Origin of the sequence: Azonexus sp., from assembly GCF_041909095.1 — a bacterium.
Lineage (GTDB): Bacteria > Pseudomonadota > Gammaproteobacteria > Burkholderiales > Rhodocyclaceae > Azonexus.
This window is the reverse complement of sequence record NZ_JAYREB010000005.1, coordinates 46,596-61,460: the sequence shown is the minus strand read 5'-3', so window position 1 is coordinate 61,460 and position 14,865 is coordinate 46,596. Positions and strand designations below refer to the sequence as shown.

17 protein-coding genes are annotated in these 14,865 nt (G+C 62.1%); 13 read left to right on the top strand and 4 right to left on the bottom strand.

What is annotated here, in order from left to right:
- Positions 1-34 precede the first annotated feature (34 nt).
- Together ACE3OV_RS11165 and ACE3OV_RS11160 are read left to right on the top strand one after the other, a co-directional pair.
- Entirely contained in the window at positions 35-1,828 is a 1,794-nt protein-coding gene (locus ACE3OV_RS11165) for a tetratricopeptide repeat protein (protein WP_374327181.1), read from the top strand.
- Positions 1,829-2,093: 265 nt separating this feature from the next.
- Entirely contained in the window at positions 2,094-2,231 is a 138-nt protein-coding gene (locus ACE3OV_RS11160; RefSeq protein WP_374327180.1) for a hypothetical protein, read from the top strand.
- 68 nt (positions 2,232-2,299) lie between these two features.
- On the opposite strand, the gene ACE3OV_RS11155 is transcribed toward ACE3OV_RS11160, so the two are convergent.
- The gene (locus tag ACE3OV_RS11155; protein ID WP_374327179.1) at positions 2,300-3,376 is read right to left on the bottom strand and encodes a cytochrome-c peroxidase; all 1,077 of its coding nucleotides are present in this window, start codon (positions 3,374-3,376) and stop codon (positions 2,300-2,302) included.
- A gap of 319 nt (positions 3,377-3,695) precedes the next feature.
- On the opposite strand from ACE3OV_RS11155, the gene ACE3OV_RS11150 reads away from it, so the two are divergent.
- The 11 genes from ACE3OV_RS11150 to nifS all read left to right on the top strand — a co-directional run bounded on the left by ACE3OV_RS11150 (position 3,696) and on the right by nifS (position 10,445).
- Positions 3,696-3,908: a hypothetical protein gene (locus tag ACE3OV_RS11150; RefSeq protein ID WP_374327178.1), complete on the top strand. Its 213-nt coding sequence runs from the start codon at positions 3,696-3,698 to the stop codon at positions 3,906-3,908.
- Positions 3,909-4,055: 147 nt separating this feature from the next.
- Entirely contained in the window at positions 4,056-5,459 is a 1,404-nt protein-coding gene (nifN, locus tag ACE3OV_RS11145) for a nitrogenase iron-molybdenum cofactor biosynthesis protein NifN (protein WP_374327177.1), read from the top strand.
- Entirely contained in the window at positions 5,422-5,895 is a 474-nt protein-coding gene (locus ACE3OV_RS11140; protein ID WP_374327176.1) for a NifB/NifX family molybdenum-iron cluster-binding protein, read from the top strand. Before nifN ends, ACE3OV_RS11140 begins: the two co-directional genes overlap by 38 nt.
- Positions 5,892-6,359: a SoxR reducing system RseC family protein gene (locus ACE3OV_RS11135; RefSeq protein WP_374327175.1), complete on the top strand. Its 468-nt coding sequence runs from the start codon at positions 5,892-5,894 to the stop codon at positions 6,357-6,359. The genes ACE3OV_RS11140 and ACE3OV_RS11135 overlap by 4 nt, the downstream gene beginning before the upstream one ends.
- Positions 6,349-6,798, top strand: a complete 450-nt coding sequence (locus ACE3OV_RS11130) for a NifX-associated nitrogen fixation protein (RefSeq protein WP_374327174.1) — start codon at positions 6,349-6,351, stop codon at positions 6,796-6,798. The genes ACE3OV_RS11135 and ACE3OV_RS11130 overlap by 11 nt, the downstream gene beginning before the upstream one ends.
- 10 nt (positions 6,799-6,808) lie before the next feature.
- Positions 6,809-7,024 carry a CCE_0567 family metalloprotein gene (locus ACE3OV_RS11125; RefSeq protein ID WP_374327173.1) on the top strand — a complete coding sequence of 72 codons (216 nt, stop codon included), beginning with the start codon at positions 6,809-6,811 and terminating at the stop codon, positions 7,022-7,024.
- A 25-nt stretch (positions 7,025-7,049) separates the two neighbouring features.
- Positions 7,050-7,391 (top strand): hypothetical protein, encoded by a 342-nt coding sequence (locus tag ACE3OV_RS11120; protein WP_374327172.1) that lies wholly within the window; start codon positions 7,050-7,052, stop codon positions 7,389-7,391.
- Positions 7,388-7,804, top strand: coding sequence for a hypothetical protein (locus ACE3OV_RS11115; RefSeq protein WP_374327171.1), 417 nt, complete (start codon positions 7,388-7,390; stop codon positions 7,802-7,804). The genes ACE3OV_RS11120 and ACE3OV_RS11115 overlap by 4 nt, the downstream gene beginning before the upstream one ends.
- Before the next feature lie 123 nt (positions 7,805-7,927).
- Complete coding sequence (locus ACE3OV_RS11110) at positions 7,928-8,251, top strand: HesB/IscA family protein (RefSeq protein ID WP_374327169.1); 324 nt, start codon at positions 7,928-7,930, stop codon at positions 8,249-8,251.
- A 10-nt stretch (positions 8,252-8,261) separates the two neighbouring features.
- Entirely contained in the window at positions 8,262-9,179 is a 918-nt protein-coding gene (gene nifU / locus ACE3OV_RS11105) for a Fe-S cluster assembly protein NifU (RefSeq protein ID WP_374327168.1), read from the top strand.
- 57 nt (positions 9,180-9,236) lie between these two features.
- Complete coding sequence (nifS, locus tag ACE3OV_RS11100) at positions 9,237-10,445, top strand: cysteine desulfurase NifS (RefSeq protein WP_374327167.1); 1,209 nt, start codon at positions 9,237-9,239, stop codon at positions 10,443-10,445.
- A gap of 596 nt (positions 10,446-11,041) precedes the next feature.
- Here nifS and ACE3OV_RS11095 read toward each other — a convergent pair.
- The 3 genes from ACE3OV_RS11095 to secF form a co-directional block, all read right to left on the bottom strand.
- The gene (locus tag ACE3OV_RS11095; RefSeq protein WP_374327166.1) at positions 11,042-11,425 is read right to left on the bottom strand and encodes a hypothetical protein; all 384 of its coding nucleotides are present in this window, start codon (positions 11,423-11,425) and stop codon (positions 11,042-11,044) included.
- A gap of 539 nt (positions 11,426-11,964) precedes the next feature.
- Positions 11,965-13,182: a hypothetical protein gene (locus ACE3OV_RS11090; protein WP_374327165.1), complete on the bottom strand. Its 1,218-nt coding sequence runs from the start codon at positions 13,180-13,182 to the stop codon at positions 11,965-11,967.
- A 733-nt stretch (positions 13,183-13,915) separates the two neighbouring features.
- Complete coding sequence (gene secF, locus ACE3OV_RS11085) at positions 13,916-14,863, bottom strand: protein translocase subunit SecF (protein ID WP_374327164.1); 948 nt, start codon at positions 14,861-14,863, stop codon at positions 13,916-13,918.
- Positions 14,864-14,865 lie beyond the last annotated feature (2 nt).

The following is a 14,865-nucleotide window of genomic DNA, read 5'->3' as shown; positions in this document are numbered from 1 at the left end:
GCGCTCGCCGGAATTACTTGGGACGTTCTCCGTCATGAATCGCGAATCCGCTCAACCCAGTCTCGATGCCATCTTTCAACAGGCGATTGCGCTGCACCAGGCAGGGCGCCTGCACGATGCCCTGGAGGGCTACCAGCACGTCATCGGCCAGATTCGGCAATACGTCGAGGCTTTCCTCAATGCCGGCAGCCTGCTCGAACGATTTGGCCAGTTGACCGAGGCGCTGCCGAACTATGATGCGGCGATCGCCCTGCAGCCGGCGATTCCCGACAGCCATTGCCTGCGCGGCAACCTGCTGTTCCGCCTGCACCGCTTCGACGAGGCGCTGGCCGCTTACGAGCGGGCGATTTCCCTGTGCCCCGGCTTCCCCGAGGCGCTACTCAACCGCGGCCTGCTGCTGGCGCATCTGGGCCGTGTCGACGAGGCGCTGGCTAGCTACACGCGGGCGATCGAGAGCAAACCCGATTATCTCGGCGCCCACCTCAATCGCGGCCAGTTGCTCAAGGAACTGCGGCGTTTCGACGAGGCGCTGGCGAGCTACGAGCATGCCCTGCGCATCGACCCGAATGCCGCCGACGTCCACAACAACCGCGGCATCCTGCTCGCCGAACTCCGCCAGCGCGACGCGGCGCTCGCCAGCTATCGGCAGGCCATCGCGCTGCGTCCCGATCATGCCGACGCCCATCTCAATCTCGGCGTCCTGCTTGCCGAACTCGACCAGGTGGACGAAGCACTGGCCTGTTACGACCGGGCGCTGACGATTCGCCCCGATTACCCGATAGCCTTGAACAACAAGGCGATCCTGCTCAAGGAGTGCGGGCGTCTCGCCGAGGCGCTGGCCTGTTGCGAGCGGGCGCTCCGCCTCCAGCCGGACTTTGCCGAAGCCCAGTACACGCGGGCCGAATTGCTGCTGCTCGCCGGGGATTATGCTCGCGGCTGGCCGCTTTTCGAGGCGCGCTGGCAGAGCCGCTACCGACCCGGGACATCGCCTCAGGCCGCAACGCCGCTATGGACCGGCGAGCCCCTGGCGGGAAAGACCTTGCTGATCGAACCTGAGGTCGGCTACGGCGACCAGATCATGTTCGCGCGCTATGCCCGGCTGGCCGAACAGCAGGGCGCCCGGGTCCTGCTCCAGGCGTCAGCGCCGCTGTGCGAACTGTTTGCCACCTTGGGCGCGGCGATCACCGTGCTGGAAGATGGCTGTGGGGTACCGCTGGTCGATTTTCGCTGCCCGATCATGAGTTTGCCGCACGCGCTGCGCACGACGCCGGATCGCGTGCCGGCGGCCTTCCCTTATTTGGGCGTGCCACCAGCGCGCCAGGTGGTCTGGCGCGGGCGCCTGGGCGCGGCGCCCGCGCCACGCATCGGGCTGATCTGGTCGGGGGCGACGGACCGCTACCTCGAGCGCAATCCGCGCACTGCACGCAGTCTGCCCTTGTGCGCGCTGGCGCCGCTGTTGCGCCTGCCGTTTGCCTTCCACGCCCTGCACCACGAGATTGCGCCGGGCGATGCCGAGGTGCTGGCCAGTTTCCCGGCGTTGACCAGCCATGCCGGTGAAGTCCGGGATTTCGCCGATACCGCTGCCCTGATCGACGAAATGGACCTGGTCATCGCCATCGATACGGCGGCCGCCCACCTGGCCGGCGCGCTCGGCAAGCCGCTGTGGGTGATGCTGCCCTGGGCGACCGATTACCGCTGGCAGGGCGACGGTGAGACGACGCCGTGGTATCCCGCCGCCAGGTTGTTCCGGCAAGGCCAGGCAGGGGACTGGGCAGGCGTCGTCGACCGGGTCGGCGCGGCGCTTCTGGCCGCCTTCCCGGCCAACTGATCAAGCTCTCCTTCGTCGCCTGCAGTCTGTTGGTGCTGATCGGTTTCCGGGGCAGCAGCGTCGGCTGCCCTGCTGCTTCAGCGCCACGCGCTGGCGGCGCCGTGGGGGGGCGATGAATTCGGGGTGAACGCGCTCCTCAGGTGAGGTTCAGGCTGGGGCGCGCAGAATGCAGTCATGGTCGATGCAGGCGGTAGCGGCATCGTCCCCGACAGAGCAGAAACACAGCATTCACTTCACAGCCCCAAGGGCGCCCAAGGAGCAGACCATGAAATTCCGCGACACCGTATTCTTCCGCGAACTGCTTGCCGTCATCCTCGGCAGCGGCCTGCTGATCGCCAGCTTCACCTTCGTTGCAGTTCCCTACAGTCTGGGCTCGGCCAACGTCGTCCTCCATCTGACCTGAGTCGCCTGCATGCAGGCTCCCGCCTCGGCGGGAGTCGCAAGCAGGCGATCGGCGATGGGAACGGCGGCTTACTTTTTCGCCGTTTTCATCGTCAGATGCGGGTCGACCGGCGGCACAACGCTGTTGCCCGGGGTCATCGGCAGGCGCGGCATCGTCTGTTGCGGGAAATTGCCGCTCAGGCTGCCGAGGAAGGCGACCAGATCCTTGACCTGGGCCGAAGTAAGTTCCTTGTTCAGCTGTGTCTTGGCCATTACCCGTACCGCTTCGTCGAGGGTTGCCACCTTGCCGTTGTGCAGGTAAGGCGCGGTCAGCGCAACGTTGCGCAGGGTCGGCACTCGCCACAGGTGGCGGTCGCTGTCCTTGCCGGTGACCGCGTGGCGGCCGGTGTCGGAAAGCAGGTCGTACTTCTTGTCGTAGGCGCTGCCGGCGATGTTGGGGAACTTCATGAAGAAGCCTTCGCCGGCGGGCAGCGCCGGGCCGCTGAAGTTGGCGCCCATGTGGCAGGCGTTGCAGCCGACTTCGGCAAAGGTCTGCATGCCACGCAGCTGTTGCGCGTCGAGCGCGTTCTTGTCGCCCCGGACATAGCGGTCGTACGGCGTGTCGGGCGTGATCAGCGTGCGCTCGTAGGCGGCAATCGCCTTCGCCACGTTGTCCATGCTCAGCGGCTCGCGGGATTCCGGGAAGGCGGCCTTGAACAGCGGCAGATAATCGGGAATCGCCTTCAGCCGCTCGATTGCTACCTTGGCGTCGCTCATTCCCATCTCGATTGGATTGGTGATTGGTCCCTTGGCCTGGTCTTCCAGCGTTGCCGCGCGGCCATCCCAGAACTGGGCGGAGAGGAAGGCGGCGTTCCAGACGCTGGGCGCGCTGCGTCCGCCACGCGCGTCGTGCATGCCGATCGAGTTCGGCCGGTTGTCGTCGCCGCCGCCCATCACGTTGTGGCAGGAGTTGCAGGACAAGGTGCCGTGTTCGGAAAGGCGCGGGTCGAAGAACAGGGTCTTGCCCAGTTCCACCTTGGCCGCCGTCTGCGGGTTGTTGGCCGGGCTCGGCGCCTGCTTCGGCAGGGCTTCCCATTGCTGGGCTAGCGCCGTGAGGGGGAGGGCGAACGCTGTGCAGAGGGTCAGGTTCATTGCCGTTTTTTTCATGGGTTTCACTCCTGGATCATTGGTCTGAAAGGGGCAAGGTTCCATGCCGTTTTCATTGTCGGCTGCTGTTTGCTGGCCGATTGACTGGCAAAAACAGAACGTTGCGGCGTCGAAGATTGCATATCGCATATGAACAAGGGGTGAATTTTGGCCGGCTGCTGAGCGCTCGACCCCCCGCCATCTGCTGCCGGATGGCGCCGGGACGCCGTTTCCGCGGGGTGGCGATGACGCGCAAGTGGGCAGTACTGACCAATGGCGTAATGATTGCATTGTCATGTCCGACTAAGCTGTACGCAGGATTTTCAGTTAAGGAAATGTCATGCGACACGCTCAACACCGCTCAGCCGCCAGCACGGACGGCGATCTCGCGCAGTACACCGAGGGCATTGCCCGGATGCAGCGGGCGCTGCAGCGCATCTACGCCAACAAGCAGGCGATCAGCGAGAGCCTGCTGCGTTCCGCCGCGGCCTTGCGCCGCATTTCGGCAGCCGGGGAGCCTGGCTGCAGCAGGCCGGAGTCGTCTTCCTGCTGACGGATGCGCTGGGCTGGTGCATTGTCCGCTATTGCATTTGTCGGGTTTGTGACAGCGGGTTTGTTTTTAAGTATATGTTTTAATTGACGTGTTTTGGTGGCGCGTTCGTTGCTTTGAGGTGGGCAATCTCTAAGGAGTGTTGCCCACATGGCCGAAATCATCCAATCCAAGAAGGCGCTGGCGGTGAATCCGTTGAAGGTGAGTCAGCCGGTTGGCGCGTCGCTGGCGTTTCTCGGGCTCAACCGCAGCCTGCCGCTGATGCATGGCTCGCAGGGGTGCACGGCCTTCGGCAAGGTTTTCTTCGTGCGCCATTTCCGCGAGCCGATCCCGCTGCAGACGACGGCGATGGACCAGGTGTCGTCGATCATGGGCGCCGACGAGAACGTGGTCGAGGCCTTGCGTACGCTTTCCGACAAGAGCAAGCCGGACATCATCGGCCTGGTGACGACCGGTCTGTCCGAGACGCAGGGCACCGACATCCTGCGCACGGTCAAGGAATTCCGCGCCGCCCATCCGGAGTTCGACGGCGTGGCGGTGGTCCCGGTCAACACGCCGGATTACCTGGGCTGCCTGGAAAGCGGCTTCGCGCTGGCGGTCGAGGCGCTGATCCGGACGCTGGTGCCGGCGAGCGATAGCGCCGGCAAGCGGCCGAAGCAGGTCAACGTGCTGGCGTCGGCGATGCTGACACCGGGCGACATCGAGGCGATCAAGGAGTGGATCGAGGCCTTCGGCCTGCGCCCGGTGGTGGTGCCGGACATCGGCGATTCGCTCGACGGCCACCTGGTCGAGGCCGAGTATTCGGCGCTCACCATCGGCGGCACGCCGCGCGTCGAGATCGAGGCGCTGGGCGAGTCGGCGGCGACCCTGGTGGTCGGGCCGTCGCTGGCCAAGGCGGCCGACATTCTCAAGGAACGCACCGGCGTTCCCGATTTTCGCTTCACCGGCCTGATGGGGCTCGACGATTGCGATGCCTTCACCCAGGCGCTGGCGGAGATTTCCGGGCGCGAGGTGCCGGCGAAGGTGGAGCGGCAGCGCGCCCAGTTGCAGGACGCGATGGTCGACAGCCATTTCATGCTCGGCTTCGCGCGCATCGCGCTTGCCGCCGATCCCGACCTGCTCGGCATGCAGGTGCGTTTCCTGACCGGCATGGGCGCCGAAGTGGTGGCGGCGGTCAGCCCGCATCGTCACGAAAGCCTCGCCGGGCTGCCGCTCGCCAAGGTCATCGTCGGCGATCTGGAAGACATGGAAGTGGCGGCGCGCGCCGGCGGCGCGCAATTGGTGATCGCCAACTCGCACGCGGTGGATACCGCGCACCGGCTGGCTCTGCCGCTGCTCCGCGCCGGCTTCCCGCAGTACGACACGATGGGCGGCTACGCCCGTACCTGGGTGGGCTACCGCGGTTCGCGGCAGGCCCTGTTCGATATCGCCAATTTGATGCTGGGACAACACCATGAACTCGAAGCCTATCGTTCTTTCTACTGGAGCGACGACCGCGATGGCGTCGGACAGCGCCATGTCGTCACGTCGTCTGCAGCTGGTCTGGTCCATTAAACAGGCGCCGCAGGCCGTGTTGCGCGTTGCCTTCGCCTCCACCGACCGGACCCGGGTCAACCAGCACTTCGGCGCCGCCGAAGGTTTCGCCGTCTATGACGTGACGCCGGACAAGGCGACGCTGGTCGGCGTCGCCGAATTCGCCGAGGAGGCGATGGACGGCAACGAGGACAAGCTGCTGGCCAAGGTCGGCTACCTGTCCGGCTGCGCCGCGGTCTATGTGATGGCGATCGGCGCTTCGGCGATCAAGAAGCTGCTGGCCGCAGGCATCCAGCCGATCCGTGTCGGCGATGTCGATGCCATCGACGACCTGCTGGTCGAGATTTCCGGCGCCATGCGCGACGGCGGCGTGCCCTGGATCGATCGCGCGCTGGCCGCGCAGCGCAAGGACGACGACCGTTTTTCGGCAATGGAAGACGAGGGCTGGCAGGGATGAGTGCGCTTCTTGAGCACCGCGGCGTCGTGCAGCGGGTGGCCGACGGCAAGGCCGTCATCGCCATGGAAACGAGCGGCTGTTCCTCCTGCGGTCACGGCGGCAGCTGCGGCGTCGGCAAGATGGCGGCGGGGCGCCCGGCAACCCTGCTGACGCTGCCGACCAGCGAGGAACTGCGACCCGGCGACGTGGTCGCCATCGTTCTGCCGCAGAGCCGCCTGACCACCTCGGCGCTGCTCGGCTACCTGTTTCCGGCGCTCGCCATGCTGATCGGCGCCGGGCTCGGCACCAGCTTCGACGGCAGCGACGGCGGCACGGCGATCGGCGCCATGCTCGGTTTCCTGATCGCCATCGTCGTCGCCCGCCTGGTCATCGGCCTGCTGCCCGGGCTGATGCCGGCACCGCAACTGCTGGCCCGGCCGCAACCCGCAAGAATTTCCCCCAAGGAGTTTCACCATGAGCACTGATCCGATTTTCGAGACCGACTTCGTCAAGGAGATGGCGCGCCAGATGCGCGCGCTCGACACCTACGGCACCTACAGCGGGTGGACCGTCGAACAGATTCTCGATCCCTTCATCATGACCAAGGAACGCAAGGCGACCATCCCGCTGATCGGCGACCCGGACGACGAGACGATTTCGCGCGTCAAGGCGTTCTACAACGCGATCGCCGTGCTGATCGAGAAGGAATGCAAGCTGCTGGCGGTGCCGCTGGTGCACCTGACGCACGAAGGTTTCGGCCGCGCCCTGATCACCGTCGGCAAGCTGGTCGCCGTCGACAAGACCCTGCGCGACGTGCATCGCTTCGGCTTCGCCAGCCTGTCCAAGATGAAGGACGAAGCCGACAAGCTGCTCGGCATCGCCCTCGAACGCATCGGCCAGTACCCGGTCGTTGCCGGTCTGTAAGGAGACGGCCGTGAGCGACGAGGAATTTGCCGCCCTCGACAAGGAAGTGAAGAAGCTCAAGCGCATCGCTTCCGAGTGGGCCTCGCAATTGCACGATCTGGTGGAAGACCGGCTGCCGGCCGGTTATCAGGAAATCCCCGGGATCGCGCAATCGACCTACGACGCCTGTCAGGCCTGGGCCGAAGCCAACCGCAAGCTGGCCGAGGCGCAGAAGGCGCGCGCTTGAAAGCGGGTGCCACCGGGGGGCGGCGATGACTGCGCCGTCGCCCGAACTGGGCGAATCGCTGTGCCGGGCCGTCCGCCAGCAGGTGGAACGACTCGGCCTGTCGATCGGCGACGAGCCGGTCTGGCAGAGCGCCAGTTTCGCAACGGAATGCGACCCCTTCTCGCAGGAGGAGAGCGTCGTCGCCGTCTGGCGCGGCGGCGAGCGTTTCGGCAAGGCGACCTTCTTCCCGGACGGCCGGGTGTTCGCCGAATACCAGGTGCTGCTGCCGCATCCCGCGCAGTCCGGCGCCTATGTCGATGCCGTGCAGGTCTGGGGGCGGCCCCAGGCCTGGCGCGGCGAAGCGGTCATCGTGGAGTATCCGGCATGAACCTCGACACGCGTTTGATCCTCCTGCACAAGCAGGGTACCAGCGGTCGTTTGCGCTACCTTTGTCTGCCCGACGGCGTTGCCTTGTTTTCTCCCTTGCCGGCGCCGGCGGCGCTGCGCCCGGAAGACTGGTCGCCGACGGTGCAACCGCATCCGGGCGCGCCGTTGCGCGAGGCGGAAACCCGCCTCGGACTGGCCGAAGGAGCGATCGAGGCAGTGCCCGATTTCCACTGCTGGGTCGATACGCCGGCCGGCGACGTGGCGGTGCTGCTCGGCGGCTTCACCAGCATCGATCCGCCGTTCGCCGCTGCCGAGCGGCTGGGCGGTCGTTTCATCACGATTGCCGAGGCGCGCCCGCTGAGCGCCATCGAGCGCGACCTGATGCGGCGCGCTTACGAACACGTCCTGGGTTGATTGTTGCAAAGCCGACAAACCTGGTGCGGCGCAACAATACATTGAATTCAATGGCTTGAGATTGTTCTATGGGATGGCACGGGGCTTGCAATGGATAGCTCATCCACCCCTGGGAGAATTGCCATGATCAATCTGACCCCCGCCGCCACGAAGGCCGTACAACGCTTCATCCGCGGTTCCGAAACGCCGGTTATCGGCCTGCGCCTGATGATCTCCGGCGGCGGCTGTTCCGGCCTGCAGTACGGCATGAAACTGGAGGCCGAGAAGGCCGAGGACGATTGGGAACTCGAGGTCGACGGCGTCAAGCTGCTGGTCGATCCGATGACCATGCCGATGATCGACAACGTCACCATCGACTTCGTCGACACCCTGACCCACACCGGCTTCAAGTTCGACAACCCCAACGCCAGCGCCCAGTGTTCCTGCGGCTCGTCGTTCTCGGTCTGAGGAAACAATCATGTGGGAATATTCTGACAAGGTCCGCGAGCACTTCTTCAACCCGCGCAACTCCGGTCCGCTGGAAGAAGCCAACGGCATCGGCGACGTCGGCTCGATCCAGTGCGGCGACGCGTTGCGCCTGATGCTCAAGGTCAACCCGGAAACCGAGGTGATCGAGGACGCGCACTTCCAGACCTTCGGCTGCGGCTCGGCCATTGCCTCGTCGTCGGCACTGACCGAGATGATCAAGGGGATGACGCTGGACGAGGCGCTCAAGGTTTCCAACCAGGACATCGCCGACTTCCTCGACGGTCTGCCGCCGGAAAAGATGCACTGCTCGGTGATGGGCCGCGAAGCGCTGCAGGCTGCCGTCGCCAACTACCGCGGCGAGGAATGGTCGGACGACCATGAAGAGGGCGCGCTGATCTGCAAGTGCTTTGCCATCGATGCCGTGATGATCGAGGACGTGGTCAAGGCCAACAACCTCAACACGGTCGAACAGGTCACCTTCTACACCAAGGCGGGCGGCGGCTGCGCGGCCTGTCACGAAGGCATCGAGGAAATCCTCGCCAAGGTCAAGGCCGAGCGCGCCGGCCCGGGCGAAGTCTCGCCGCCGCCGGGCCACCTGCCGGTGCTGCAGACGGAAGCCGCCAAGCCCGCCGCGGCGCCGAAGCCGGCCGCCAAGCTGTCGCTGGTGCAGAAAATCCGCAAGATTGAAGAAGTGCTGGAAGAGGTCCGCCCGATGCTCCAGCGCGACCACGGCGACATCGAACTGGCCGACGTCCAGGGCAAGAAGATCTACGTCCACCTGAAGGGCGCCTGCTCTGGTTGCATGATGGAAGCGGCAACGCTCGGCGGCGTCCAGCAGAAGATGATCGAGGCCCTCGGCGAACTGGTGCAAGTGCTGCCCGCCTCGCTGATGCCGGCCGAAGCGTAAGTTCAAAAAAGACAACGATCCCCCGACCCCAACGGAAATTCTGACAAGGACTGCGCCATGACCCCGATCTATCTGGACAACAATGCGACGACGCGGGTCGACCCCGCCGTCGTCGAGGCCATGCTGCCTTTCTTCACCGAGCATTTCGGCAACGCCTCGTCGATCCATGCCTTCGGCAGCGAAGTCGGCAAGGCGCTGAAAAAGGCGCGCGGCCAGGTGCAGGCGCTGCTCGGCGCCGAGCACGACTCGGAAATCATCTTCACCTCCTGCGGCACCGAGTCCGACTCGACCGCCATCCTGTCGGCGCTCAAGGCGCAGCCGGAACGCAACACGGTGATCACCACCGTCGTCGAGCACCCGGCGATCCTGACGCTCTGCGAATGGCTGGAGAAGGAAGGCTACATCGTCCACAAGCTGAAGGTGGACAAGAAGGGCCGCATCGACATGGACGAGTACAAGTCGCTGCTCCATGACCGGGTTGCCGTCGTTTCGGTGATGTGGGCTAACAACGAGACCGGCACCATCTTCCCGGTCGAGGAAATGGCCGAACTCGCCGCCGCCAAGGGCATCATGTTCCATACCGACGCGGTGCAGGCCGTGGGCAAGATTCCCATCGACCTGAAGAACAGCAAGATCGACATGCTCTCGCTGTCCGGCCACAAGCTGCACGCGCCGAAAGGCATCGGCGTTCTCTACCTGCGTCGCGGTTGCCGTTTCCGGCCGCTGCTGCGTGGTGGCCACCAGGAACGCGGCCGTCGTGCCGGAACCGAGAACTCGGCCTCCATCGTCGCCCTCGGCATGGCCTGCGAACAGGCGATGCAGCACATGGCTACCGAGAACACCGAAGTCCGCCGTCTGCGCGACAAGCTGGAGCAGGGCATCTTGAGCCAGATCACGCACTGCTTCCCGACCGGCGACGTCAGCAACCGCCTGCCCAACACCAGCAACATCGCCTTCGAATACATCGAGGGTGAAGCGATCCTGCTCCTGCTCAACAAGCTGGGCATCGCCGCCAGTTCCGGCTCCGCCTGCACCTCGGGCTCGCTCGAACCGTCGCACGTGATGCGGGCGATGGGCATTCCCTACACCGCCGCTCACGGCACCATCCGCTTCTCGCTGTCGCGTTACAACACCGAAGCCGAAGTGGACCGGGTGATCGAAGCGGTACCACCGATCATCGCCCAGTTGCGCAAGCTGTCACCGTACTGGGGCGAAAAGGGCCCTTCCGCCAACCCGGAAGCGTCTTTTGCACCGACTTACGCGTAAGCGTTTACCGAGTCTCTCTCAGTGGTAACTTCAGGCCTCGGAAGCGATTCCGGGGCCTTTTTTTGATGCGGGTTGGGGTTTTTTGAACTGCTGTGTTCTGCGCCTGGCGGGTGTGTTTGGTCGACTAAGCGCTGGGTTCTGCTGTTGCCCGGCGGGCGGCTTTGGTTTCTGGGACGCTGTTTTCCGCGCCTGACGCGCGGGCGTACTTTCTTCTTGTTTCGCCAAGAAGAAAGTAGCCAAAGAAGAAGGCGACCCTAGGTCGGCGCCCGCTGCGCGGGTACCCTGCGCTACTCGCCGTTGGCGGGGGCTGCGCAACTCGGGGCTTTGCCCCTCAGACAGTGCTCGCCCTTTTTCCGCCAACGCCTGCGTTGCTCGGCACCTCCCAAGGGGCCCGGTACACCGAATGCAGTTTTTCGGATTTCGGGGCAGTCGACCGTGAGGGTTTCGTGGCGAAGGGTTTTGGCGTTGCATTGGATCGTGACTGGCTCCTATCGACCCATAGCGGAAGTTCGGTGCTTGGAAAAGCGGACATTCAACGTTGTAACTCACAGGACGGAGGCAAGCGCAGCTTGCCGGAGCTCCAGCGGATCGGAATGTTAAATTTCGTCGTCGGAGAGAAGGTCATCGAGAATTCCGTCAATGTTGGATACCTTTTTCCGAACGGTCTCGAAGAGATCGTAGAGGGCGGAAGAAGCGTGGGGACTTTCCCAAAGAACCCGGCCTTCGTAGTCAAGGATGACGAGCACAACCCTTTCACTCCAATAAAATCGGTCATGCTCTCCGTCATATGATTGATATCGATGCTGGTACAAGCCAAATCGCTGCCCCTTGTACAATGCAGCCATATAGAGAGGAACGAAATCGTCAGTGCCGCGGAGAATAGAGCGAGGTGCATCCTCCACATGCCACTTCAGTTGCTCAAGCGATGTGAGCTTATTCAGTTTGACGATAAGTGCTGTGATCTTGTCATCTGGGATCATTGGCTACTCCCACCTGTTGTTCTTCGAAATCTGAGTCATGCTCGCAATACTCGATTGAATATCGGAGTACAGGTCCCAGATCAAATCTGTACTGATGTCTTGCCCGCTAGCAAATGACTGCGCTGCACCTGTTAGTTTCTTGTGTGTTTGTAGTAGCTCTTTTTTTTCGGTCTTGGGGACCATGGTCGAAGCAGACTTCAGGAGAGACGCGGCTACCTTGATTTGGCAGAGTGCTTCGTTGCGCTGAGCGGGCCATTCTCCGAGATGTCCGTTCAGCGTAGATCCTGCTTTCGTTAGGTCCCGGATAATTTCAGGAAGGCGAGCCCGCGATAAAAATGTATTTTTGATGAATTTAACCTCGAATAGAACGTACAAGGTTATTGCGAACCCGAGAAGTGACAGCCCCGTGTTCACGTCCTGAATCCATTGTGGAATGACGCTGGGCAAACGTATCCTCCTTGAGAAATCTAACGTAGAAGTCACCTGCGCAGGACCGACTTTATCGCGCAGCGTCCGTGTTGGCTGCCGGGTTGGCGAATTTAGAACTGAACATCTTTCCCTGTCTTAAGGATCAATTCCTCCGCTATAAGTTGAAGCAGAGGAGCTTCACTGAGCAAAATCTTCTCTTGCCCAGAAAAGGGAATGAATCGAGAGATTTCACCTTCCTTGTTATGCACGAGCGCATTTCTGATGTGATAAACACGCGCGGCGATAGCTGGGAATAGCTGATTGTCAGAGATATCAATGCGAAGAGGTTCGCCAAATACTTCACGCTCCTGGGTGTAGTGCGGCCCGTTGTTACCTTCATAGGCAGCAATCCATTGGCGAACGGCATCCTTTTCAAGATACTGCTCCAATACAGTTTGCAGCATCTTTCGTTCGTCCATCTTTTGGTCGAACCGCCGAATCGTCTTTGTCAGCTCCCTGAGCTTGCCTGTCTTTAGATGGGAAAAGTCTGGAGCTACGAGTTGTTCCTTAACGCGGGCGAATAACACATGCTCGGCAGCAGAGGTGAAGAAGTACTCAAGAATTTTGTAGAGCGCTAAGTACGAAAGGATCAAGCTTTCTGCCCCGAGTGCGAGTTGGTAATAGGCGACTAACTCTGAGTTGTAAGTGCGAAGCGGAAACTGCACTACTTCCTTCTTCCGCGTTTCCAATGAGTAAAAGGAGCGTTCCCAAGACTGAATCGGGATGATGCTCACACCGTAGCCAAAGGCGATGTGATACAGGCTCGCTTCGGCGAGGGCGCGAAGTTGTCTTTGGTTGTTAAATAGAGAGTGACCAGACGGCGCACGAATTTTCACTGAAATGATGCGGGAGAACAGGTCGCGAAGATTAAAGCTTTCCTTGTCGCGGTAAGGGTTGCGACGCATCATCACGGCTCTGCGTAGATCTTTGGCGATGGCGTCAGAATCTGTGAGGAAGAATACGAGGTTAGTAGAAACCGGACCAACGGTAATTTCGAAGCCGTTGTTCGGGTGTTTTAATGAAAGCTCCTCAGATTCTCGAAATAGTCGCCAAGACAAGGGTCCGCGGCCCTGTATATCTACAACCTGCTCGTGATAGCCGGGTGCAGATATTGAAGTGTCAGATGAATGGGCAAGAGTTGGTTTGTCTTTGAGATAAGCACCCACATCCGTACCAATAACCTTGATCGTCGTGCCACCAATGGTCACGGCGAAATCGTCTCCCTCGGAAATTACCTCCGTAGGGTTTAGGGCGCGCAGCAGAGTTTTGACATCCGTAGGTGTGGCCATGATTCTAGTAGTAAACGACAAAAGTATCCGATAAGCTGAAATACGTGACAGGCCACAGTCTTTGGCTGCTGAGCATTTTCAGAGAGAAGCATTTTATGCAGTCTGTGGGCAAAAGAGACTGAAACCGGGCTGCGTGCCATTGTACTGATGTCGCTCATGCAATGGACATCTTGCTGAGCGTCTACTTTGCGGAAATTTTCTGAAAGGCCGCTGTTGGCCGAATGCTGTCAGCGCCTGCTGGTCAGAATATGATTCATCCACGAACAGGCGATGATTTCCGGGGGGTACTCCGCCACAAGTTTGGTTTTTTGCTCAAACGACAGGTCGACCGCAAGCGACTGGTTTTCCCCCGAAAAGTCCTGTCGACCGCAAGCGGTTGTGCCCGGTCGGTGTTCGGGGTCCCCCTGAGAGGCGCTGAGCAACGCAGGCGGTCCGGGGGAAGTCGGCTGGCGTTGTCTGAGCCGCGCAGCGGCGAGTTTAGCCAGCCGCCCGGACCGTCGAGTAGCGCAAGGGACCGGGCGCAGCCCGGCGCCGACCTGGGGGTGGCCTTCTTTTTGGCTACTTTTTCTTGGCCACCAAGAAAAAGTACGCCCGCGCGTCAGGCGCGGAAAACGGCGCCTAAAAAACCAAACTCGCCCACCACTAACCCCCAAAAAACCACCGCCCCAAAAAACAAAACCCGGCCTGCCATCAGCAGACCGGGTCAGAAAATCCAGGCCGCTAGGCCGTCAACTCAGACGCATGCCCCGTCGTCGGTGACGCCCTCAGCCGCCACCTTCTTCGGCTTGACGAACTGTTCGCGCGAAACGCCCAGCCACATGACCAGCGGGCTGGCGACCAGCACCGACGAGTAGATGCCGAAGCAGATGCCGATGGTCAGCGCCAGCGAGAAGTAGTACAGCGTTTCGCCGCCGAAGATGAGCATCGACAGCACCATGACCTGGGTCGAGCCGTGGGTGATGATCGTCCGGGAAATCGTGCTGGTGATGGCGTGGTCGAGCACTTGCGGCGTGCTCATGCCGCGTACCTTCTTGAAGGTTTCGCGGACGCGGTCGAAGACGACGACCGACTCGTTCACCGAGTAGCCGAGCACGGCGAGTACCGCCGCCAGCACCGAGAGCGAGAACTCCCACTGGAAGGCGGCGAAGAAGCCGAGGATGATCACCACGTCGTGCAGGTTGGCGATGATGGCCGAGACCGAGAAGCGCCATTCGAAGCGGAAGGCCAGGTAGAGCATGATGCCGGTGATCACCACGAGCAGCGCCATGGCGCCGTTCTCGGCGAGTTCGCGGCCGACTTGCGGGCCGACGAATTCGACGCGGCGCAGTTCGGCACCCGGGGCATCGGCGGAGAGCGCCTGCATGACGCGTTCGCCCTGCTGTGCGCTGTTTTCGGCACCGCGTAGCGGCAGGCGGATCATGACGTCCTGCGAGGAGCCGAAGTTCTGCACCGAGTAATCGGTGAAGCCGGTCCGGCTCAGCGCGCCGCGAATCTTCTCGAGGTCGGCGCTTTGCTGGTAATTGACCTCGATCAGCGTGCCGCCGGTGAATTCCACCGACAGGTGCAGGCCCTTGGTGGCAAGGAAGAAGACGGCGGCCAGGAAGGTGATCAGCGAGATGACGTTGAACACCAGCGCATGGCGCATGAAGGGGATGTCTTTTTTGATGCGGAAGAATTCCATCG

Coding starts and splice junctions, on each gene's coding strand:
- ACE3OV_RS11165 (WP_374327181.1), top strand. CDS start 35: ATGAATCGCGAATCCGCTCAACCCAGTCTCGATGCCATCTTTCAACAG.
- ACE3OV_RS11160 (WP_374327180.1), top strand. CDS start 2,094: ATGAAATTCCGCGACACCGTATTCTTCCGCGAACTGCTTGCCGTCATC.
- ACE3OV_RS11155 (WP_374327179.1), bottom strand. CDS start 3,376: ATGAAAAAAACGGCAATGAACCTGACCCTCTGCACAGCGTTCGCCCTC.
- ACE3OV_RS11150 (WP_374327178.1), top strand. CDS start 3,696: ATGCGACACGCTCAACACCGCTCAGCCGCCAGCACGGACGGCGATCTC.
- nifN (WP_374327177.1), top strand. CDS start 4,056: ATGGCCGAAATCATCCAATCCAAGAAGGCGCTGGCGGTGAATCCGTTG.
- ACE3OV_RS11140 (WP_374327176.1), top strand. CDS start 5,422: ATGTCGTCACGTCGTCTGCAGCTGGTCTGGTCCATTAAACAGGCGCCG.
- ACE3OV_RS11135 (WP_374327175.1), top strand. CDS start 5,892: ATGAGTGCGCTTCTTGAGCACCGCGGCGTCGTGCAGCGGGTGGCCGAC.
- ACE3OV_RS11130 (WP_374327174.1), top strand. CDS start 6,349: ATGAGCACTGATCCGATTTTCGAGACCGACTTCGTCAAGGAGATGGCG.
- ACE3OV_RS11120 (WP_374327172.1), top strand. CDS start 7,050: ATGACTGCGCCGTCGCCCGAACTGGGCGAATCGCTGTGCCGGGCCGTC.
- ACE3OV_RS11115 (WP_374327171.1), top strand. CDS start 7,388: ATGAACCTCGACACGCGTTTGATCCTCCTGCACAAGCAGGGTACCAGC.
- ACE3OV_RS11110 (WP_374327169.1), top strand. CDS start 7,928: ATGATCAATCTGACCCCCGCCGCCACGAAGGCCGTACAACGCTTCATC.
- nifU (WP_374327168.1), top strand. CDS start 8,262: ATGTGGGAATATTCTGACAAGGTCCGCGAGCACTTCTTCAACCCGCGC.
- nifS (WP_374327167.1), top strand. CDS start 9,237: ATGACCCCGATCTATCTGGACAACAATGCGACGACGCGGGTCGACCCC.
- ACE3OV_RS11095 (WP_374327166.1), bottom strand. CDS start 11,425: ATGATCCCAGATGACAAGATCACAGCACTTATCGTCAAACTGAATAAG.
- ACE3OV_RS11090 (WP_374327165.1), bottom strand. CDS start 13,182: ATGGCCACACCTACGGATGTCAAAACTCTGCTGCGCGCCCTAAACCCT.
- secF (WP_374327164.1), bottom strand. CDS start 14,863: ATGGAATTCTTCCGCATCAAAAAAGACATCCCCTTCATGCGCCATGCG.